Origin of the sequence: Streptomyces sp. NBC_01497, assembly GCF_036250695.1 — a bacterium.
In the GTDB taxonomy this organism is placed as follows: domain Bacteria; phylum Actinomycetota; class Actinomycetes; order Streptomycetales; family Streptomycetaceae; genus Streptomyces.
Window position 1 is genome coordinate 5,848,466 of record NZ_CP109427.1, and the last position, 19,427, is coordinate 5,867,892.

The following is a 19,427-nucleotide window of genomic DNA, read 5'->3' on the forward strand; positions in this document are numbered from 1 at the left end:
CCCGCGGCGGCGCGCTCGCCGGGACCCGTGGCCGGGCCGCCCATCTGCGTGCAGGGCCCGTCGCGGGCCCACCGGGCCGCCGCCACGGGCGGGTGGGCCACCCAATGACGCGGCGCGGACGCGCGGCGGCGGCCGGACCGCACGGGTCCGCAAGGGACGGCGCGGTCCCTCGCCGGGCCGGACGGTTCCTGGCGGGGCCGGACGGTCCTCGCCGGGCCGGTTTCTCGCCGAACCGCATGGTTCCTCGCCGGACCGGTGCGGGGCGCGCGGCGGAGCGGCTCCCCGGCCGCGGCCGACCACCTCACCAGCGCCTGGGTGCCCGAGCCGCACGGGCTCTCAGCGGGGCGCCCACTGGCCGTAGTCGTCCGTCGTCGCGGTGTCCAGGTCGCAGCCCGCGCCGCCGATGGTCTGCTGGGCGCCCTGGCGGATCTGAGCGCGGGCGTCCCACTGGCCACCGGACCAGGCGGGCGTCTGCCACGCCCAGTTGACCTTCTTCGCGTCGAGGGCGCGCTTCACCGGGTAGTAGCCGCCGTAGATGCCGACCCGTTCGCGGCCGATCACACCGGCCGCGCCGTCCAAGTACGCGTTGATGTCGTCCTGTTGGCCGGGGCTCGCGTCGAAGTCGACGGCGAAGTAGATCGGCCGGTCCTGCGGCATGCCGAGAGCGGCCGCCTGCTGTTCCGCCTTCTTCGCGTCGGCCGCGCCGGCTTTGCTGCCGGAGAGGGCACGCTGCGCGCCCGTCTCCCATACGACCACGCACGCGACGCCGTGCGAGGTCAGGTCGTTGGCCTCGGTCTTGCTGAGGTTCTTGCCGTCGTCGTCGCTGAGGTAGCGGCAGGCGAACTTCTTGCCCGCCGCCTTGAGCGCGGCCCCGCCGGGGTGCGTCCACGCGTAGTCGACTCCCGCGATACCGGACATGGTTGATACCTCCCGTTTCATCACCCCCCGTGACTGTGTCGGACCTCTGGGTCATCTGCCCGCCGAATGTGGAGGTGAACATGGCTGCCGGGGGCGCTTCGGCGTGCGTGCCGTAGTGTTCTTTGATGCTTCGCATCCTCTACGTCACCGACCTCGGCTATGAGGCCGCCGGCCGCCGCTACGGTGACGAGGACATCCGGCTCTCCGCCCGGCTGCGTGAACGGGGTTTCGCCGTCGCGCTCTGTCACCCCCTCGACGCGGCCCGCCTGATGGGGGACTTCGACCTCGTCCTCGTCCGCAACAGCGGCCCCGTGCTGGACTACCGGGCGGCGTACGACGCGTTCCGCACCGAGGCGGCGGCCCGGCGGACACGGGTGGTCAACCCCCTGACCGGGCGGGGCGACATGGCGGGCAAGGGCTACCTGGTGGAGCTGACACGCGCCGGGTTCCCGGTCATACCGACCGTCGACCGCGCCGCCGACCTGGCTCTGCTGCCGGACGCCGAGGAGTACGTCGTCAAGCCGGTCGACGGCGCCGACTCCCTCGGTCTGTCCTTCGTGGCGCCGGGCGCCCTGGCGGCGGTGGACCTCACGGGGATGCTGGTGCAGCCGCGCATACCGTTCCGCTACGAGGTGTCCTTCTACTTCGTCGACCGGGATTTCCAGTACGCCCTCCACACGCCGGACCCGGGGCGCCGCTGGGAGCTCACGGCGTACGAGCCGAGCACGGAGGATCTCGCCTTCGCGCGGCGGTTCGTCGAGTGGAACGCGATCGACCACGGCATCCAGCGCGTCGACGCCTGCCGGGCGCCCGACGGGGCGCTGCTGCTGGTCGAGTTGGAGGACCTCAACCCCTATCTCTCCCTGGACCTCGTCGAGGCGTCGGTGCGTGAGGCGTTCACCGACCGTCTCGCGGTCTCCCTGCGCGCCGCGGCGGCCCTCTGACGAGCCGCGCCGCCCGGAGCCCAGGGCCAGAACGTCCACCGTGCGCCGCGCCGCGCATCTGACGAGCGGCGACTGTCCGCCGCCGACCGGACCCCCGGCCTGCGGGCCCCGACCGCACCGCCTCGGGCGCCTCGCCGCCCGCTCACCGGTGGGCATCCCGCCACCACGCCTCCGCCGCCCCGCTCACCGGGCGGCCCGCCTCAGAGGTCCGGCGCCTGCCAGGTCGTCGTGGTGCCCCTGCCCGAGCCGTCGTCGCGGGCGCCGTCGTCCTCCACCAGCAGCCGCACCGCCGTCCGCCCGTCTGGCAGCCGGGTGCTCACGTCCACCTCGACCGTCACCGCCGTCACCCCGTTCCTGCGGTGCGCGGCCGCGAGCGCGCCGCGCAGCGCCGACAGCAGCGCCGCGTCCACGGGCTCGCGTACCGCCGACTCCACCGGGCCGAGGAACCGTACGGAGGGACGGAAGCCCAACAGGGCCGCCGCGCCGTCCGTCTCGCGCAGGACCCTGCCCCGCAGGCTCGTCGGCGCCTCGGCCGGCGGCTGCTGCAGCGCGAAGATGGCGGTGCGCACTTCCTGGATGGTCGAGTCGAGTTCGTCGGTGGCCCGGCCGAGGAGAGCCGCGGTCTCGCCCGCGCCGGCCCTGCGCCGGGTCGACTCCAGCATCATCTCGGTGGCGAACAGCCGCTGCACGACCAGGTCGTGCAGGTCGCGCGCGATCCGGTCGCGGTCCTCGAACACCGCGAGCCGCTCCCTGTCGTGCTGGGCGTCGGCGAGGACGAGCGCGAGCGCGGCCTGCGAGGCGAACTGCGAGGCCAGCAACCGGTCCACGGGCGTGTACGGGTGGCGGCCGCGGGACCTCGGCACGGTCAGCGTCCCGATCAGCCGGCCGCCGTGCTGCAGCGGCAGCATCATGCTCGGCCCGAACCGGCCACGGACCGGAGTCGTCATCCTCGGGTCGGTCGCCGAGTCCTCCAGGAACACCGCCTCGCCGCCGAGCAGTTGGGTGAGTACCGCCGAGCCCGGCAGGATCGTCGTGCCGACCATGCCGTCGGCGATCGCCGGATCGGCCGCGGACGCCGCGACGATGCGCATCCCGCCCTCGGGCGTCGGCAGCAGTACGGCCCCGGCGTCCGCGTCGGCGAGTACGCGTGCCGATTCGGCCACCGTGGTCAGGGCGTCCTCGGCGGACTCACCGGTCAGCAACGCGGTGGTGACGGCCGCCGCGCCCTGGATCCACCGCTCGCGCTGGCGGGCCCTGCCGTATGTACGGGCGTTGCCGATCGCGATGCCGGCCTGGGCGGCGAGGGTGTGCAGCAGCACGATGTCGGACGGCGTGAAACCGTCTCCGTCTCCGTCCTCGTTCCCGCGGTCGTTACCTCCGCGGTCCTCGTCCCCGCCCCGGGCCCTGTCGTCGCCCGCCGCGCCCTCGTGCGCGCTGTGCGCGTTGTGCGCGGCTTCCGTATCGCGCGCATCGCCGTCGTCGCCTTCGTCAGCTTCGTCAGGTCCGTCGGTTCCGTATGCCCGGCCGCCCCCGGTCGCCGCGGTGTCCCCGCTCGCGCGCTTCCCGCTCACGCGCAGAGTGCCGAACTCCTCGTCCACGACCCGCACCGGCACCTCGGCCCGCGCACCGCCGTCGTCCGTGCCGGCCGAGAACAGCTCGGTCAGTGGTGCGCTCTCCGGCTGTACGACGCCGAGTTCGCCGTACCGGGCGCCGACCAGTTCGACGGCCGCGTCCACGATGTGCTGGAGCGTGACACCGAGTTCGAGGTCGGTGCCGATGCCGAGCACCGATTCCAGCAGTACCGGCAGCCGGTCGCTGTACGCGGGGCCGGCACGCGTGGGCTCCGCCGCCTCGCCGCTCACCCCGTGGGTGCCGCGCCCACCCGGCTCACCGGAGGCCCCACCCGGTGTCCCCGGACCACCGGCCCCCTCGGCCGCGCCGGACGCCCCGGGTGCGGGATCCTCCTGGTGGCCTCGCACGGCGGCGGGCGGTCAGTGGGCCTCGGCCAGCGGGTCCAGGACCAGCGGCTGGACCCTGCCCTCCAGCATGGTGCCCATGCCGAGGATGGTGCACAGGTCGGGCCGATCCGCGATCGCGACCGGCATGCCGGTCGCCTCGCGCAGCATGGCGTCGAGGCCGGGCAGCAGCGCGCTGCCGCCGACCATCTTGATGCCCGTGTCGGCCAGGTCCGCCACCAGGTCGGGCGGGCACACGCGCAGGACCCGTCCGATGCCGTCCTTCACGGCGGTCAGCGGGGTGTAGATCGCCTCGCGCACCGCCGCCGTGTCCACCTTCACCGACCGTGCCACGCCCGTGGCGACGTCCCGGCCGTGGATCTCCATCGAGGTCGGGCCCTCCGCCGTCAGGCCGTCGCCGCTCAGCGCCAGCTGGATCGGGCGCACGGACTGGCTCGGCAGCACCAGTTCGTGGTGGTGGCGCAGGTGCTGGATGACGGCCTGGTCGATGGCGTTGCCGCCGACCGGGATGCGCTGCGCCGTGACGATCGAACCCAGCGAGAGGACGGCGACCTGAGTGGTCGCGGCACCGCACATGATGATCATCGTGGCGGTCGCGTCCTCGACGGGCAGGCCGCAGCCGACGGCGGCGGCGATCACCGTGTCCACCAGTTCCACCCGGCTCGCGCCCAGACCCACCAGCGTCTCGATCGCGGCGCGCTGGGCCAGCGGGTCGCTGTCGTGCGGGGTGGAGGCGGCGGCGCGCAGCCGGGGCTTGCGCCGCAGTTGGCGGCGCAGCTTGTCGCCGAGCAGATGGCGCAGCATGCGCTGGGCCATCTCGATGTCGATGACGGTGCCGCCGGTCACGGGCCGTACGACGCGGATGTAGTCGGGTGTACGGCCCGTCATCTGTTCGGCGAGCGTGCCGACGGCGATCAGCGATCCGGTACGGGTGTTGATGGCGGCACAGCTGGGCTCGTCGACGAGGAGACCGGCCCCCTTCACGAAGACCCGGGTCCGGGCGGCTCCCATGTCCACGGCGATGTGGCAGCGGCGCAGGTTCTCAAGACTGACGGTCACGGCGGATCTCCCGAGCGGCAGGGACGGTCACCGGCGGCGCGGGCCCCGGTCGATACTAAAAGCCTGCTGCGCCACGGGCCCCGGCGCGCGCTGGGCTGGGCCGGTCGGCGTACCGCCCCGGGGCCGCCCCGGCCGCGGGCCCCGGGCCGTGGACCCCGGACGCTAGGCGGGCGCCCACCGCTGGAGGAGCCCCCAGGTGAACTCGGCGACGTACTCCGTTCGGTCGACCCTGTGCGTGTCCTCGGTGGACGGGCCCTCGCCCGCCGGGACGGGACCCGCACCGGAGCGGCCGGTGCGCGGGCGGCCCGCGTCCGTGCCCCCCGGTCCGGCCGGCGCGCGAAACGCGAGCCCGAACCGTGTCGGTGCCGTGCCCTCCAGGGGCCTGGCGGGCGGGAAGGCCCGCGCCAGTTCGTCCACGGTGCAGCCCCACGGCCGCAGGTCGGCAGCCGTCACCAGCGTGGGTCCCGGCGCACCGGGCGCCCGGACGAGCCACTCGTTCCACACGGCTCCGCCGGGCGCGACCATGATCTCGAAGCGCAGGCCGGGCCAGAGCGGTACGGGCCACTGGAGCGCGTCGCAGTCCAGATCACCCACTCTGCGGCGGAACGCGCGTTCCGGCTCGCCGAGCACGGACCGGTAGCGCGCGCGGGCCCCCCGGCCGCGCGCGGAGCGCACCATCGCCTGCCAACGGCGGTTTGCCTCGCGCAGGTCGGCACGGGAGGCGCCGAGCACGCGCCGGGCCTCGTCGACGAGGTCCGGCTGGTGATCGGCCATCCTGCGCAGCAGGACGAGCTGGAAGGCGCCCGGGCCGAACGCGCCCGGTGGACCGCTGCCTGGAGTGCTGCCCGACATCATGGACGCCATCATCTCCAATCGGACAAGCCGGTACAGGACGCGGGGTTGTGCACAGGATCTCCACACGGGCGGCTGTCTGCGGAGTCATCGCGCCGCATAACCTGCGAGCGCCATGGACTACTGCGATCAGTGCCGACGGCACCTCAACGGCGCATTGACCTGCGCCGGATGCGGCAGGTCCGCGGAGGAGCTGCGGTGGACCCCCAGCCCGGCGCGGGACTCGCGGCCCGCCGCACCACAGGAGCGGGGCGTCGGCGCCGCCGGTGCGAACGGAACGTACGGGCCGGACGACAGCGCGTCGCGGCAGCACGCCGACGAGGTCCCGGCCCGGCCCGCGGGCGCTGACCCCTCCCGTCGAGACGGTTACGCGCAAACGGCGGGCGACCCCTACCGACCGGCTCAGGCGGATCGCACGACCTACGCGGACCGCGCGGGTCGGGCTGACTACGGCGACCCGGCGGATCACCGGGACCACGCGGACCACCCGGACCAGGCAGATCACCCGGTTCACTCGGATCACGCGGATTCCCCGGACTCCCCGGACCACGCGGAGTACCCCGGCCCGGACGGCGAGGGCCGCCCCGGTGACACCGCGCCTGGCCCCGACGGGCCCGGGCGCACCGACCACCGTGCCGCCCGTCGCCGCCGCCCGGCCCCGCGCAGGGCCCGCAGCAAGCGCGGGCGCAGGGTTCTCATCGGCGTGCTGGGCGTCGTGCTCGCCGCGGGCGCACTCAGCCTCGCCCAGTTGGCACTCGACCCCGGGGGCGGTACCGGCGGCGGAGGCAGCGGTGTCTCGGACGACAGCACCGGTCTGGACTATGACGGCGACCCCGGGGCCACGGGCAGACCCGCCGTCCCCGGCTCCCCGGTGAACGACACCGGTACGGGCGGCAGGCCCGGGGGAGCGACCACCGGCACGGCGGGCGCGGACCCCTCCGCGTCCGACGGCACGGGGAGCCCTGATCCCAGCGGCAGCCAGAGCGCGGACGCAAGTACGGCAGGGGCGTCCCCCGGCGACGGTGCCACGGCGGGCGGTACCGGTGGGACGAGTCCCACGGGCGGCCCGGTGACCGGTCCCGGCGACCCGTCGGAGCCGGGCTCGACAGGACCCGGCGCACCCCCGGCCACCACGCCCGCGGCGCCGCCCCCGCCGGACGATCCCACTCCGTCGCCGACGCACAGCCACTGCCGGCCGATCCTGATCTGGTGCGCGTGACGCCCGGCTCGCCGGGGCCCGGTCCGCGCTGACGCACAGGTCGCCGGGGCCCGGTCCCTGAGCCGCGGTCCGTAAAGGGGGTGGTGCCTCAGCCGCCGTCGGGGCCGTTCCCGGATCCGAGCATCCGCTGGAGCATGTCGCGCAGTGCCCGGCGCTCGGCGTCCGACAGTTCGGCCAGTGGCTCGCGCGCGAAGTCGAGCGAGTCCCGCAGCAGGGCGGCCGTGGTGAGCCCGGTCGCGGTGGCCGCGGCGAGTTTGACCCTGCGGTCGGCCGGGTCCGGCCTGCGCTCGACCAGGCCGCGCGCCTCCAGTCGGTCGACGATGCCGGTCACGTTGGAGGGTTCGCATTTCAGCTTCTGCGCGATTTTGCGCATGGCCATGGGTTCGAGGGACAGCAGTCCCAGCAGCCGGGCCTGTGCGCCGGTGAGCGAGTGCTCCGCGGCGGCGTGCTCGTACTCCTCGTAGTAGCGGGCCACGACGGAGCCGATGAGCTGGACGACTTCGAGGGTGAGCGGGTCGGTTCTGGAGGTGGCCATGGTCACCAGGGTACCCAATTGCTTGACAACATGAAATATTAAGATGCAGGGTTGTTTCAGGTGATGAAGCTTCTGGCACCGGCCTCCGGTCCGGCGGCCTTCGGACTTCCCCCGCCTGAGGAATCCGCACGCAGCATCCGCACCGCACCCCACACGCACCCCTTCAGGAGGTACCCGGATCATGACCGCACTTCCCACGTCCAGCCGTGCCTGGCATCTGATCGCCCGCCCCGAGGGCTGGCCGTCGCCGGGTGACGTCGCCCTGCGCGAGATCCCGGTCGGTGAGCCGGGGCAGGGCCGGATCCTGGTCCGCAACCTGTACTTCTCGGTCGACCCGTACATGCGCGGCAGGATGAACGAGGTGAAGTCGTACGTGCCGCCCTACGAGCTGGACAAGCCGATGGACGGGAGCGCGATCGGCGAGGTCATCGCCTCCGCGGCGGACGGGTTCGCCGTCGGCGACCACGTCATGCACGGCCTCGGCTGGCGGGAGTACGCGGAGTTCCCCGCGAGCCGCGCGGTCAAGGTGGACGCCTCCAAGGCGCCGCTCCCCGCCTACCTCGGTGTGCTCGGCGTCACGGGCCTGACGGCCTACGCGGGCCTGCTGCGGACCGCCTCCTTCAAGGAAGGGGACGCGGTCTTCGTCTCCGGCGCGGCCGGCGCGGTCGGCAGCATCGTCGGGCAGATCGCGAAGATCAAGGGCGCCTCGCGGGTGATCGGTTCGGCGGGCTCCGACGAGAAGGTCAAGCACCTGCTGGACGAGTACGGCTTCGACGCGGCCTTCAACTACAAGAGCGGACCCGTCAAGGAACAGCTCAAGGCCGCCGCGCCGGACGGCATCGACGTGTACTTCGACAACGTCGGCGCCGAGCACCTCGAAGCGGCGATCTCGCGCATGAACAACTTCGGCAGGATCACGCTGTGCGGCATGATCGCGCAGTACAACTCCACCGAGCCGCCCGCCGCACCGCGCAACCTCGCCCAGGTACTGACCAAGCGGCTGCGCATGGAGGGCATGATCGTGATGGATCACATGGACCTGCGTGCCGAGTTCGTCAAGGACGTCGCGGGCTGGCTCGCCGACGGCCGTCTCCAGTACCAGGAGACGACGGTGGAGGGAATCGAGAACGGCTTCGACGCGTTCCTCGGTGTGATGCGAGGCGCGAACACCGGCAAGATGATCGTTTCCCTCGGCTGATCGTTTTCCCGGCCACTCACCTGGTTCCAGACCGCCGCGATCGCGGGAGCGACTCGCGGCGCACAAGCAGAACGGACACACTTCACATGTCGGTAGAGCAGATAGAGCCCCTGTACACGGCCGTCGCGACGGCGGAGAACGGCAGGGACGGCCGGGTCGCCTCGGACGACGGTCAGCTGGATGTCGTGGTCAACCCCCCGAAGAGCATGGGCGGCAACGGCGCGGGGACGAACCCCGAGCAGCTGTTCGCGGCCGGTTACAGCGCCTGTTTCCAGGGCGCGATGGGCGTGGTCGCCCGCCAGGAGAAGCTGGACATCAAGGGTTCGACGGTGACCGCGAAGGTCTCCATCGGCAAGCTCGCGAGCGGCGGCTTCGGCCTCGCGGTCGAGCTCGTCGCGTCGGTGCCGGCGCTCGACGACGTCGCCACGAAGGACCTGCTGGAGAAGGCGCACCAGGTGTGCCCGTACTCCAACGCGACGCGCGGCAACATCGAGGTGACGCTGTCCGCGGCCTGATCGCCGCGACGGTGTGACGGCCCGGCCTTGAGCCGGGAGCACCACCAGGCCCGCCCCGCTAGGGTTGCCCGCATGGGTGATCTCGGGGCGGGTTTCCGCTTTCTGGTGAAGGGCCAGCGCTGGGTCGGGGAGCACGGCCGGTGGTTCGGGTTCGGCCTGCTGCCCGGTGCGGTGAGCCTGCTGGTGTACGCGGGGGCGCTCGTCGCCCTCGCCTGGGGCGGGGGCGACGCGGTGTCGTGGGCGACACCGTTCGCCGACGACTGGGCGTCGCCGTGGCAGGGGCTGTTCCGGGACGGGATGACGGTCCTGCTGTTCGCGCTCGGCCTCTTCCTCGCCGTCATCACCTTCACCGCTGTGACCCTCCTGATCGGCCAGCCCTTCTACGAGGCGCTGTCGGAGGCGGTCGAGCGGGCGGAGTCCGGCGACGGCGTGGTCCCCGAGTCGGGCCTGCCCTGGTGGCGCGAGATCCTCGTGTCCGTCAAGAACAGCCTGTACGTGCTGGTGCGGGTGGTGATCTGGGGTGTGGTGCTGTTCGCCCTCGGCTTCGTCCCGGTACTGGGCCAGACCGTGGTACCGGTCATCGGCTTCTGCGTCTCGGGGTTCTACCTGACCCAGGAACTCACGGCGGTCGCCATGGAACGCCGACGTGTGGGCGCGCGCGAGCAGTTGGCGTGGCTCAAGGGCCGCCGCCTGATGGCGCTGGGTTTCGGTGTGCCGCTCACGCTGGCGTTCCTCGTACCCGTGGTGGCGATCTTCCTGATGCCGGGCGCGGTCGCGGGCGCGACGCTGATGGCCCGGGCCCGGGAGGAGGAATCCGCCGCCGGCCCTTCAGGAATTGCCGGCCCCGGTGCCCCCGCGGCCGGAGCGGCGGTGCCGCCCCCGGCGGGTGCCGCCCGTCCCGTCCCGGCACCCGCGCCGCCGTCCGGGCGCCCGGACGGCACGTAACCGGGAAAGGCCCTGCCGGACCGGCGGGGCCACCGCCCGGGTGCTTCCGCAGGCGGGTACGGCCCGGGGCGCGCAAGGCTCCGCCCGGACGCGTACGGCCCCGGGGCGGCGTCAGGTTCCGCCCCGAGGCCGTACGGCCGGGTTTCAGCGCTCCACGGTCAGCGGGGCGCTCAGGCGGACATCCGTCAGGGAATGTGCCGCCTGGATCTCATACCTGCCCTCGATCAGCGACCAGGAATCCGTTCCCTCGTCCCAGATCTCGAAGGCGCGTCGCCGCAGCGGCACACTCACCTCGACCGTCTCGCCCGGGGCGGCCTCCACCGAGGCGAACCCCGCCAGCCAGCGGGCCGGGCGCTCCGGGGCGGCCGGGTCCTGCCCGGTACCGGGCACGGCGTACAGCTGCACGACCTCGCGGCCGGGCCGCGCGCCCGCGTTGCGCAGGCGGACACGGACCTCCGTGGGGGTCGCGTCGAGCGTCTCGTAGCCCCACTCGGTGTAGCCGAGGCCGTGGCCGAACGGGTACGCCGGTACGGACCCCGCCTTCTCCCAGGCCCGGTAGCCGATGAACACGCCCTCCTCGTAATGGAGTTCGCCGTCCGTCGGAGTGGTGTCCGTCACCGGCGCGTCCGCCAGCGCGACCGGCCAGGTGGTCGGCAGCCGGCCGCCGGGCTCCTCGGCGCCGAGCAGCACCTCGGCGAGCGCCGCGCCGCCCTGCTGGCCGGGGAACCAGCTCAGCAGCACCGCCGCGACGTCCTCGCGCCACGGCATCTCCACCGGGGAACCGGAGTTGACCACGACCACGGTGTACGGGTTGGCTGCGGCGACCGCCCGGACCAGGTCGTCCTGGCGGCCCGGCAGCCGCAGGTCCTTCCGGTCGAAGCCCTCGGACTCGACGCGCTCCGTCGTGCCCACCACGACGACCACCGTGTCGGCGGCCGCCGCCGCGAGCGCGGCCTCCGCGATCAGTTCGTCCGGGTCGTGCTGCGGACCGAGGTGCAGGAGCGAGAACCCGATCGCCTTCATCGGCGCGTCGGTGATCTTGTAGACCGTGTCGCGCAGCGAGATGTCCACGCTCTGCCCGGCGGCGAGCCGCACCCGGCCGCGCTCGGTCTGCGCACCGAAGAACGCCTCGAACGGGTCGGACGACTCGCCCCGGTCCTGGTAGCCGTCGAAGAGCACCTCACCGTCGACGGCGAGGGTGAAGCCGCCGAGGCCACGGGTGCCGAACGCGTGGTCGCCGGTGTCACGCGCCGTGAACGTGCCGGTGATCTCGACGCTGTCCAGATCGTCGTACGACACGCCGTCCGGCAGGTCGCTGCCGACCCACTGCACCCGGCCGTTGGGCAGCTCGACCGTGGCGAGCACCCGGCCGTCCGCCGAGCGCGCCGTCGCCCGCAGGTCGAAACCCTCGGCGGCGAGCGCCAGTTCGGTGTTGGGATCGGCGCCGATCGTATAGGTCAGGGACCCTTCGGGCAGTGCGGCCGTCAGCCCGTCCAGCGGCGTGACGACAGCCGCGGGGAAGACGGTTGCGGAACCGCCGCCGAGGATACGGGCGTCCCGGGCCGACGCGCCGATCAGCGCGATCCTCGGGGTGCGGGCCGTTCCGATCGGCAGCGCCGGGTGGCCGTCGCGTGCCTCGTTGCGTACGAGGACGAAGGAGCGGCGGGCGATCTCGCGGGTCAGCGCCTCGCCGTCCACCGGGGCGGGCGGCTCGGTGACCACGGCGGGAGCGCCCGGCAGGATGCCGACGCGCGCGGCGAGCCGCAGCACGTTGCGCACCGCTCCGTCGACGGCGGACTCCGCCACCTCACCCGCCCGTACGGCGGCGGCCAGCTGCTCCCCGTACACGGTCCGCGGACCGGGCATCGCGACGTCCAGCCCGCCGAGGATGTCGCCCACGGTGGAGCGGGCGGCCAGCCAGTCGGAGACGATGAAGCCGTCGAAGCCCCACTCGCCGCGCAGCACCGTCTGCTGGAGGTAGCGGTGTTCGGTCATGGAGGAGCCGTTGACCGTGTTGTAGGCGGCCATGACGCCCCACGGACGGGCGTTCTTGACGATGGCCTCGAACGGCGCGAGGTACAACTCCCGCAGCGTCCGCGGCGCGACGACGTTGTTGACCGTGAAGCGGTCCGTCTCCGCGTCGTTGGCCACGAAGTGCTTGACCGTCGTGCCGACGCCGCCGTCCTGCACACCCCGTACGTACCCGGTGCCGATCTCCCCGGTCAGGTACGGGTCCTCGCTGTACGACTCGAAGTGCCGCCCTCCCAGCGGTGAGCGGTGCAGGTTCACCGTCGGTGCCAGCAGTACGTGCACGCCCTTGCGGCGGGCCTCCTGCGCGAGCAGCCGCCCGGCGCGGCGGGCCAGTTCCGGGTCCCAGCTCGCGGCGAGCGCGGTGGGTGAGGGCAGTGCGACGGACGGGTCCTCAGGGGTCCAGCGCACGCCGCGGACGCCCACGGGGCCGTCGGACATGACGAGCGACGGCAGTTCGATCTCGGGCATCTCGGGCAGCGACCACTGGTCCTGGCCGGCGAGCAGCCGGGTCTTCGCGTCCAGGTCGAGTTTGGCGAGCGCTGTCTCGACGCTCTCGTTCCGCGCGTCGTCGGCGGGGGTGGTGGGTGCGTCGGTCAAGGCCGACCTCCAGGTACCGGATGAGGTGGTGGGGGAGCGGGAGCGTGCGGGGGTGGGGCTGGGGTGAGGGGAGAAGCGGGGAGAGGAGGGAGCCGCGCGGGGGAGCGGGAGGGGAGGAAACTGGGCCGGTGGGGCCGGTGGCTGCGGGGCCATGACCGTTCAGGGCCCCACCGACGGTTACATGATGGGCCAGCAGCCTGTAGTTGAGTAGGTGTCGTTATCGCTTCGTAATTTTCTGGTCGCGCGCATGGCGTACGGTCCTGACCAGGGACCGACCGAAAGGCCGAGGTGGATGGCGGCGAGAGCCAGAAGTGAGGAGCGGCGCGCCGAGATCATGCGCGCCGCGCTGGAGGTCATCGCGGAGCGCGGCTACCGCGGCACCACCCTGGGGGCGGTGGCCGAGCGGGTCGGCCTCACGCAGCAGGGGCTGTTGCACCACTTCCCCAGCAAGGAGGCGCTGCTCGTCGCGGTGCTGGAGGACCGCGACCAGTGGGACACGGGCGGCGGCCCGCGCAGGCGCGAGGGGTGGCGCCTCGAACTGCTCACGTCGCTGGTCGACTACAACGCCATGCGGCCCGGCATCGTCCAGACGTTCTCCGCGCTGCTCGGTGAGAGCGTGACGGAGGACCACCCGGCACGGGCGTTCTTCACCCACCGCTACGAGCAGGTGCGGGCCGACATGTCGGAGTCGCTGCGCGACGAGTTCGGGGAGCGCCTGCCGAGCGGCCTGACCCCGGAACAGGCGGGTCCGCTGCTCACGGCGGTGATGGACGGCCTCCAGTACCAGTGGCTGCTCGACCCGGAGGCGGTCGACATGCCCACGGTCTTCCGCCACTTCCTCACCCTGCTCCGGGGCGGCGACCCGGGCCCGGCCACCGGCTGAGGCCGCCCCACCGCCGGCCGGATCGTCGCCGCCCGCCGCGCCGACCGTGCCCGGAGGGCCGCGACCGCGGCCCGGCGCCGAAGCCAGGAACAGCCCCCGATTCCGGTGTCCCGAACGAGGCGTCAGCGTGTCGAGGAGGCCGGATCCGCCGATGTGACACGGGCGTAGGCGATCTCGGCGAGTTTGCCCTGGCCCGTCCTGCCCGGGTGGAACAGGTCCCAGGGGCTCAGCAGCGCCGTCGTGAAGCGGTAGTCGAACACCGCGCCCCCGTCGTAGCGGCAGCGCGCGTCCTTCGCGCAGACGTCCCGGAGGACGCCGTTGTACGCCACCACCCGGTCGTACACGCTCTGCCTGCGCCGCTGTGCCGCCGGGCTGTCGCTGGCCGCGTCACCCAGCATCGACGCGCAGATCCCGAGTTTCCACACCTCGCGGCCGAGCGGGTCGCCGCGCCCCGTGGACCACAGGCGCCGCAGGTCCGGCAGGCTCGCCACGTACACCTGGGTCGTCGGCGACGCCGCCCGCAGCCGGCGCATCGCCGTCTCGAACGACGTGCGGAACGACGCGAGGGGAGTCATGGCGGCGACCGAGGGGCGGCAGGCGTCGTTCGATCCCGCGAGCACGGTCACCAGGCCGGGCCGGTGCGCGGCGACCTTCGTCATCTGCTCGGGGAGGTCCGCCATCCGGGCGCCGGAGCGGGCCGCGTTCCAGCTGTGCGCCTTCGCGCCCGCGGGGCCCAGCAGCCGCAGCGCGAGGCTGTCCACGGCGGTGTCCGTGCCCGTCGACCAGGACACCGACGGGCAGTCGCTCAGCAGCCCGCACGCGTCGAAGCCGCGGGTGATGGAGTCGCCGACGGCGGCCACGGACGCGGGTTTCGTGTTCCAGACGGGCCCGGGGGCCGGGGCGGGGGCGTGGGTGGCGCGGTGCGGCGCCGCCTCGTGGGGGTGCGCCCCACAGCCGGCGGCCGTGAGCAGCGCGGCCACGGCGGCCACCGCGACGCCCCCGGCGCCGCGCGGCCGGGAGCGGGCCGGGGAACGCGCCGGAGGGGTCGCCGTACGCGCGGGCCGCCGTCGCGGGCCTCGGAATCGCCACCGCATGAAACGCCGCCCTTCCCTCTCGCGTGCCAGGTGAAACCGCCTCTGGACTATGCGCCCGTCCGTCCCGTCCTCGCGAGTGAAAGCTTCGCGTAAATCGGACCCAGGACCGACGGTACGTCACCCCCGCACCCGCGCCACACGGTAACTTTTTCATCGTCCGACCAGCGGCACGCGATCTTCACAGCTCCGATAGGTTGCATCACGTCACATCCTGTCTGTTTTGCGGAGTTCTGCTTTCGATGATGTTTACTGAGGCCGCTGGGAAGGCGAACCTCGTCCCACACTGGAGGTCCCGGTGACGACACGTGGAGTCCTGTACGTGCACTCCGCACCGCGCGCGATGTGTCCCCATGTCGAGTGGGCGGTCGGGGGCGTGCTCGGGGTACGGGTCCAGCTCGACTGGATCAGGCAGCCCGCCTCGCCCGGCACCTGGAGAGCCGAGTTCTCCTGGAAGGGACAGGCCGGCACCGCCTCCGAACTCGCCTCGTCCCTGCGGGGCTGGCAGATGCTCAGGTTCGAGGTCACCGCCGAGCCGAGCCCGGCGGCCGAGGGCGAGCGCTACAGCGCCACCCCCGATCTCGGCATCTTCCACGCCGTCACGGGCGTGCACGGGGACATCCTGGTGCCGGAGGACCGGCTGCGGGCCGCGCTGGCCCGCTCGGCGCGTGGCGAGAGCGTCCTGGAGACGGAGATCGCGAGGCTGCTCGGCAAGCCCTGGGACGACGAACTGGAGCCGTTCCGCTACGCGGGCGAGGGCGCCCCGGTCCGCTGGCTGCACCAGGTCGTCTGACCCGCCGCCGGGTCGCGGGAACGGGCCCGGCCCGAGCGGCCCGCCGGGCGACGGGCACCGCCTCCACGGCCGTACGGTGGTGACCATGGCTGATCACACGAACGTCGCCCTGCTCGGCACCGGCATCATGGGGGCCGCCATGGCCCGCAACCTTCTGCGCACGGGCCACGGCCTGCGCGTGTGGAACCGCACACGGGCGAAGGCCGAACCGCTCGCCGCCGACGGAGCCCAGGTGTGCGACACGGCGGCGGAGGCCGTCAGGGGCGCCGACATCGTCATCACGATGCTGTTCGACGGGCCCGCCACGCTGGAGACGATGCGGGAAGCGGCCCCGGGCCTCGGGCAGGGTGCGGTGTGGCTGCAGTCCACGACCGTCGGGGTGGACGACGTGCCGCGGCTCGCCGCCTTCGGCGCGGAGCACGGTCTCGTCTTCGTCGACGGCCCCGTCCTCGGCACCAAGGCGCCCGCGGAGGCCGGGAAGCTCACGGCCATCGCCGCCGGGCCGCAGGCGGCCCGTGACGCGCTCGCCTCCGTGCACGACGCGATCGGGGCGCGCACGATCTGGGCCGGTGACGACGGGTCGACGGCCGCCGCCACCCGTCTCAAGCTCGTCTGCAACAACTGGACGCTCGCGCTCACCCACGGCGCGGCCGAGTCCGTCGCGCTGGCCAAGGGCCTGGGCGTGGACCCCCAGGCGTTCCTGGACACCATCAAGGGCGGCCTGATGGACTGCGGTTACCTCCACGCCAAGTCCGGCATGATCATGAACGATGACTTCACGCCGAGCTTCGCCCTCGACAACGCCGCGAAGGACGCCCGGCTGATCGTCGCCGCGGCCGACGCCACCGGCGTGCGGATGGACGTCACCGAGGCGGGAGTCGAGCGGTTCCGCCGCGCCGCGGCTTCGGGCCACGGCCACGAGGACATGGCGGCCACCTACTTCGCCAGCTTCGACGACTGAACAGCCGCGGCGCCCCCCGGCCGTCCGCGACCCGGCCGGCGCCGCGAGGTCCGCGGACCGTCGGCGGACGTCGGACCCGCGCGCGCCCCGCGGACGTCGCTGACGTCGGCGCCGCCCTGACGCACGTCGGGCCCCGTTCCCCCACGAGCGTGGGGGAACGGGGCCCGAATCGTTTCCGTGCGGCGGCGCCGGACGCGCCGTCAGAGGGTGCGCAGCGCCAGGACCACGTTGTGGCCGCCGAAGCCGAACGAGTCGTTGACCGCCGAGATGGTGCCCTCGGGCAGCGCCCTCGGCTTGTCACGCACGATGTCCGCGTCGACCTCGTCGTCCAGCTCGGTGACGTTGATGGTCGGCGGGGCGATGCGGTGGTGCAGCGCCAGGATCGTCGCCACGGTCTCGATACCGCCGGCGCCGCCCAGGAGGTGGCCCGTCATCGACTTGGTGGCGGAGATCGCCACGTGGTCGAGGTCGTCGCCGAAGACCTTGCGCAGTGCCTTGATCTCGCCGAGGTCGCCCAGCGGGGTGGACGTGGCGTGCGCGTTGACGTGCACGACCTCGGACGGCTTCAGGCCGGTGTTCTCCAGCAGGTGGCGCAGCGCGGCGGCGATGCCGTCGCCCGTCGGCTCGGGGGCCGTGATGTGGTGGGCGTCCGAGGAGATGCCCTGGCCGAGCACCTCGCAGTAGACGCGGGCGCCGCGCGCGGCGGCGTGCTCCGCCGTCTCCAGGACGATCAGGCCGGCGCCCTCGCCCATGACGAAGCCGTTACGGGTCTTGTCGAAGGGGCGGGACGCCTTCTCGGGCGCCTCGTTCTCCTTGGACATCGCCATCATGTTGGCGAACGCCGCGATCGGCAGCGGGTGGATCGTGGCCTCCGTGCCGCCCGCGATGACGACGTCGGCGCGGCCGGTGCGGATCATCTCGACCGCGTAGCCGATCGCCTCGGCGCCCGACGCGCAGGCGGAGACCGGGGTGTGCACGCCGGCGCGGGCGCCGATCTCGATGCCGACGTTGGCCGAGGGGCCGTTCGGCATCATCATCGGCACGGTGTGCGGGGAGACCTTGCGGGGCCCCTTCTCGCGCAGCGAGTCGTACTGGTCGAGCAGCGAGGTGATCCCGCCGATGCCGGACGCCACGACGGCGCCGAGCCGGTCAGGGTCGACCGAGGTGTCGTCCCCGGCCCTGCCGGTGAAACCGGCGTCCGCCCAGGCCTCGCGCGCCGCGATCAGCGCGAACTGGGCCGAACGGTCGAGCTTGCGGGCCAGGGGGCGGGGCAGGACCTCGCTCGGGTCGACCGCCGCGGAGGCGGCGAACCGTACCGGCAGATCCGCGTAGCGCTCGTCCTCAAGGGTGCGTACCCCGGAACGGCCCGCGAGCAGGCCCTCCCAGGTAGACGCGCTGTCGCCACCCAGTGGTGTGGTTGCGCCGATACCGGTGACGACCACGGTGCGATTGGTCGAGCTCACTGGAATTCTTTCTCCACGTGTAGAGGGGCTGAATTCTTACGGCGCCACCACCGGGTGGCCTCAGCCGTTCGATCCGGCCGGGGTACGACCGGACCGGGGTGCCATCAGTTCCGACGAGGGGACGTCAGGCCTGGTGCTTGGCGATGTAATCGGCAGCGTCACCGACGGTCTTGAGCTCCTTGACGTCATCGTCGGGGATCTTGACGTCGAAGCGCTCTTCGGCGGCGACGACGACCTCGACCATCGACAGGGAGTCGACGTCCAGGTCGTCGGTGAAGGACTTGTCCAGCTTGACGTCCTCGACCGGGATACCGGCGATCTCGTTCACGATCTCTGCGAGACCGGCGACGATCTCTTCCTGAGTGGCGGCCATGTCGGGCGCTCCTTCAATAGTGGCGGTTGTACTTCGGTACGGTCCCGAGCCGGTGGCCGGGTGAATCGTGCCTAGGGGAGGGTAACGACCGTCGCGGCGTAGACCAGACCCGCCCCGAAGCCGATGACGAGGGCGGTGTCGCCGCTCTTCGCCTTCCCGGTCGCAAGAAGCCGCTCCATCGCGAGCGGAATCGAGGCGGCCGAGGTGTTGCCGGTGGTCTCCACGTCACGCGCGACCGTGACGCTCTCCGGCAGTTTGAGAGTCTTCACCATCGAGTCGATGATCCGCATGTTCGCCTGGTGCGGTATGAAGACGTCCAGGTCGGCGGGGCCGATACCGGCCGCGTCGAGGGCCCGCTGGGCCACCTTCGCCATCTCGAAGACGGCCCACCGGAAGACGGCCTGGCCCTCCTGGGTGATGGCGGGGAAAGCCTCGGGCGAACCGTTTCGGTAGGCCGTCCACGGCTCGGTCTGACGGATCGTCTCGGCCTTGTCACCCTCGGAACCCCAGACGGTGGGGCCGATCATCGGCTCCTCGGAGGGGCCCACGACCACGGCGCCCGCGCCGTCTCCGAAGAGGAAGGCGGTGGCCCGGTCGGTCAGGTCCGTCAGGTCGGACAGGCGCTCCACGCCGATCACGACGACGTGTCCGGCGGAGCCTTCCACGATGAGGCTCTTGGCGAGGGTGAGGCCGTAGCCGAAGCCCGCGCAGCCCGCGGAGATGTCGAACGCGGCGGGCTTGCCCGCGCCGATCTTGTCCGCGATCTCGGTGGCGATGGCCGGGGTCTGCTTGAAGTGCGACACCGTGGCGACGATCACGGCGTCGATCTGCTCGGGCCGAAGGCCCGCGTCGGCGATGGCCTTTCCGGCCGCTTCTATGGACATCGCGGCGACGGTCTCCTCCGGGGAGGCCCAGTGCCGGGATGCGATTCCGGAGCGCGAGCGGATCCACTCGTCGGACGAGTCGATCGTCTGAAGGATCACCTCGTTGGGCACGACGCGCGTGGGGCGGTAACCGCCCACGCCCATGATGCGCGCGTACGGCGCGCCCTTGCTGGGGTTGATCTTCGACATG

At 72.8% G+C, this 19,427-nt stretch carries 18 protein-coding genes and 1 pseudogene; 9 read left to right on the forward strand and 10 right to left on the reverse strand.

Annotation, left to right across the window (positions count from 1 at the left end):
- Positions 1-336 precede the first annotated feature (336 nt).
- A complete protein-coding gene (locus OG310_RS24615) occupies positions 337-918 on the reverse strand; it encodes a glycoside hydrolase domain-containing protein (protein WP_329458037.1) in 582 nt (193 codons plus the stop codon).
- A gap of 125 nt (positions 919-1,043) precedes the next feature.
- On the opposite strand from OG310_RS24615, the gene OG310_RS24620 reads away from it, so the two are divergent.
- On the forward strand, positions 1,044-1,862 hold the full coding sequence (locus OG310_RS24620) for a hypothetical protein (protein ID WP_329458038.1): 819 nt from the start codon (positions 1,044-1,046) through the stop codon (positions 1,860-1,862).
- Positions 1,863-2,062: 200 nt separating this feature from the next.
- Here OG310_RS24620 and OG310_RS24625 read toward each other — a convergent pair whose 3' ends face one another.
- From OG310_RS24625 to OG310_RS24635, 3 genes are all read right to left on the reverse strand, one after another.
- Positions 2,063-3,724 carry a GAF domain-containing sensor histidine kinase gene (locus OG310_RS24625; protein WP_329458039.1) on the reverse strand — a complete coding sequence of 554 codons (1,662 nt, stop codon included), beginning with the start codon at positions 3,722-3,724 and terminating at the stop codon, positions 2,063-2,065.
- Positions 3,725-3,853: 129 nt separating this feature from the next.
- Positions 3,854-4,897, reverse strand: coding sequence for a rod shape-determining protein (locus OG310_RS24630; protein ID WP_329458040.1), 1,044 nt, complete (start codon positions 4,895-4,897; stop codon positions 3,854-3,856).
- A gap of 162 nt (positions 4,898-5,059) precedes the next feature.
- Positions 5,060-5,749 (reverse strand): hypothetical protein, encoded by a 690-nt coding sequence (locus tag OG310_RS24635; RefSeq protein ID WP_329460356.1) that lies wholly within the window; start codon positions 5,747-5,749, stop codon positions 5,060-5,062.
- A gap of 115 nt (positions 5,750-5,864) precedes the next feature.
- Between OG310_RS24635 and OG310_RS38590 the strand changes: the two are divergent.
- Both OG310_RS38590 and OG310_RS24640 read left to right on the forward strand, forming a co-directional pair.
- Positions 5,865-6,101, forward strand: a pseudogene (locus OG310_RS38590) (SCO2400 family protein); the annotation flags it as partial.
- A 351-nt stretch (positions 6,102-6,452) separates the two neighbouring features.
- On the forward strand, positions 6,453-6,968 hold the full coding sequence (locus tag OG310_RS24640) for a hypothetical protein (RefSeq protein WP_329458041.1): 516 nt from the start codon (positions 6,453-6,455) through the stop codon (positions 6,966-6,968).
- An 88-nt stretch (positions 6,969-7,056) separates the two neighbouring features.
- Here the strand turns inward: OG310_RS24640 and OG310_RS24645 are convergent, their stop codons facing one another.
- On the reverse strand, positions 7,057-7,503 hold the full coding sequence (locus OG310_RS24645) for a MarR family winged helix-turn-helix transcriptional regulator (RefSeq protein WP_329458042.1): 447 nt from the start codon (positions 7,501-7,503) through the stop codon (positions 7,057-7,059).
- Between the two features lie 178 nt (positions 7,504-7,681).
- On the opposite strand from OG310_RS24645, the gene OG310_RS24650 reads away from it, so the two are divergent.
- The 3 genes from OG310_RS24650 to OG310_RS24660 all read left to right on the forward strand — a co-directional run bounded on the left by OG310_RS24650 (position 7,682) and on the right by OG310_RS24660 (position 10,161).
- The gene (locus tag OG310_RS24650) at positions 7,682-8,701 is read left to right on the forward strand and encodes an NADP-dependent oxidoreductase (protein WP_329460357.1); all 1,020 of its coding nucleotides are present in this window, start codon (positions 7,682-7,684) and stop codon (positions 8,699-8,701) included.
- An 86-nt stretch (positions 8,702-8,787) separates the two neighbouring features.
- Positions 8,788-9,216 carry an organic hydroperoxide resistance protein gene (locus OG310_RS24655; protein ID WP_329458043.1) on the forward strand — a complete coding sequence of 143 codons (429 nt, stop codon included), beginning with the start codon at positions 8,788-8,790 and terminating at the stop codon, positions 9,214-9,216.
- A 72-nt stretch (positions 9,217-9,288) separates the two neighbouring features.
- Positions 9,289-10,161 carry an EI24 domain-containing protein gene (locus OG310_RS24660; RefSeq protein ID WP_329458044.1) on the forward strand — a complete coding sequence of 291 codons (873 nt, stop codon included), beginning with the start codon at positions 9,289-9,291 and terminating at the stop codon, positions 10,159-10,161.
- Between the two features lie 144 nt (positions 10,162-10,305).
- Here OG310_RS24660 and OG310_RS24665 read toward each other — a convergent pair whose 3' ends face one another.
- Positions 10,306-12,789, reverse strand: coding sequence for a beta-glucosidase (locus OG310_RS24665; RefSeq protein WP_329458045.1), 2,484 nt, complete (start codon positions 12,787-12,789; stop codon positions 10,306-10,308).
- Positions 12,790-13,081: 292 nt separating this feature from the next.
- Here OG310_RS24665 and OG310_RS24670 point away from each other — a divergent pair, with 292 nt between their 5' ends.
- A complete protein-coding gene (locus OG310_RS24670; RefSeq protein WP_329458046.1) occupies positions 13,082-13,672 on the forward strand; it encodes a TetR/AcrR family transcriptional regulator in 591 nt (196 codons plus the stop codon).
- 122 nt (positions 13,673-13,794) lie between these two features.
- Here OG310_RS24670 and OG310_RS24675 read toward each other — a convergent pair whose 3' ends face one another.
- The gene (locus OG310_RS24675; RefSeq protein WP_443078724.1) at positions 13,795-14,766 is read right to left on the reverse strand and encodes a GDSL-type esterase/lipase family protein; all 972 of its coding nucleotides are present in this window, start codon (positions 14,764-14,766) and stop codon (positions 13,795-13,797) included.
- 295 nt (positions 14,767-15,061) lie between these two features.
- Between OG310_RS24675 and OG310_RS24680 the strand changes: the two genes are divergently transcribed.
- Positions 15,062-15,556 carry a DUF3145 domain-containing protein gene (locus OG310_RS24680; RefSeq protein ID WP_329458048.1) on the forward strand — a complete coding sequence of 165 codons (495 nt, stop codon included), beginning with the start codon at positions 15,062-15,064 and terminating at the stop codon, positions 15,554-15,556.
- An 85-nt stretch (positions 15,557-15,641) separates the two neighbouring features.
- Positions 15,642-16,517, forward strand: coding sequence for an NAD(P)-dependent oxidoreductase (locus OG310_RS24685; protein WP_329458049.1), 876 nt, complete (start codon positions 15,642-15,644; stop codon positions 16,515-16,517).
- Between the two features lie 200 nt (positions 16,518-16,717).
- Here OG310_RS24685 and fabF read toward each other — a convergent pair whose 3' ends face one another.
- The 3 genes from fabF to OG310_RS24700 form a co-directional block, all read right to left on the reverse strand.
- Complete coding sequence (gene fabF / locus OG310_RS24690; protein WP_329458050.1) at positions 16,718-17,980, reverse strand: beta-ketoacyl-ACP synthase II; 1,263 nt, start codon at positions 17,978-17,980, stop codon at positions 16,718-16,720.
- Between the two features lie 124 nt (positions 17,981-18,104).
- Positions 18,105-18,353, reverse strand: a complete 249-nt coding sequence (locus OG310_RS24695; RefSeq protein WP_329458051.1) for an acyl carrier protein — start codon at positions 18,351-18,353, stop codon at positions 18,105-18,107.
- 71 nt (positions 18,354-18,424) lie between these two features.
- Positions 18,425-19,426, reverse strand: a complete 1,002-nt coding sequence (locus tag OG310_RS24700; protein ID WP_329458052.1) for a ketoacyl-ACP synthase III — start codon at positions 19,424-19,426, stop codon at positions 18,425-18,427.
- Position 19,427: the final 1 nt, after the last annotated feature.

Bases quoted from the DNA above. Each gene is read 5' to 3' on its own strand.
- OG310_RS24615 (WP_329458037.1), bottom strand. From the start codon at position 918: ATGTCCGGTATCGCGGGAGTCGACTACGCGTGGACGCACCCCGGCGGG.
- OG310_RS24620 (WP_329458038.1), top strand. From the start codon at position 1,044: ATGCTTCGCATCCTCTACGTCACCGACCTCGGCTATGAGGCCGCCGGC.
- OG310_RS24635 (WP_329460356.1), bottom strand. From the start codon at position 5,749: ATGTCGGGCAGCACTCCAGGCAGCGGTCCACCGGGCGCGTTCGGCCCG.
- OG310_RS24645 (WP_329458042.1), bottom strand. From the start codon at position 7,503: ATGGCCACCTCCAGAACCGACCCGCTCACCCTCGAAGTCGTCCAGCTC.
- OG310_RS24655 (WP_329458043.1), top strand. From the start codon at position 8,788: ATGTCGGTAGAGCAGATAGAGCCCCTGTACACGGCCGTCGCGACGGCG.
- OG310_RS24660 (WP_329458044.1), top strand. From the start codon at position 9,289: ATGGGTGATCTCGGGGCGGGTTTCCGCTTTCTGGTGAAGGGCCAGCGC.
- OG310_RS24670 (WP_329458046.1), top strand. From the start codon at position 13,082: ATGGCGGCGAGAGCCAGAAGTGAGGAGCGGCGCGCCGAGATCATGCGC.
- OG310_RS24675 (WP_443078724.1), bottom strand. From the start codon at position 14,766: ATGCGGTGGCGATTCCGAGGCCCGCGACGGCGGCCCGCGCGTACGGCG.
- OG310_RS24685 (WP_329458049.1), top strand. From the start codon at position 15,642: ATGGCTGATCACACGAACGTCGCCCTGCTCGGCACCGGCATCATGGGG.
- OG310_RS24695 (WP_329458051.1), bottom strand. From the start codon at position 18,353: ATGGCCGCCACTCAGGAAGAGATCGTCGCCGGTCTCGCAGAGATCGTG.
- OG310_RS24700 (WP_329458052.1), bottom strand. From the start codon at position 19,426: ATGTCGAAGATCAACCCCAGCAAGGGCGCGCCGTACGCGCGCATCATG.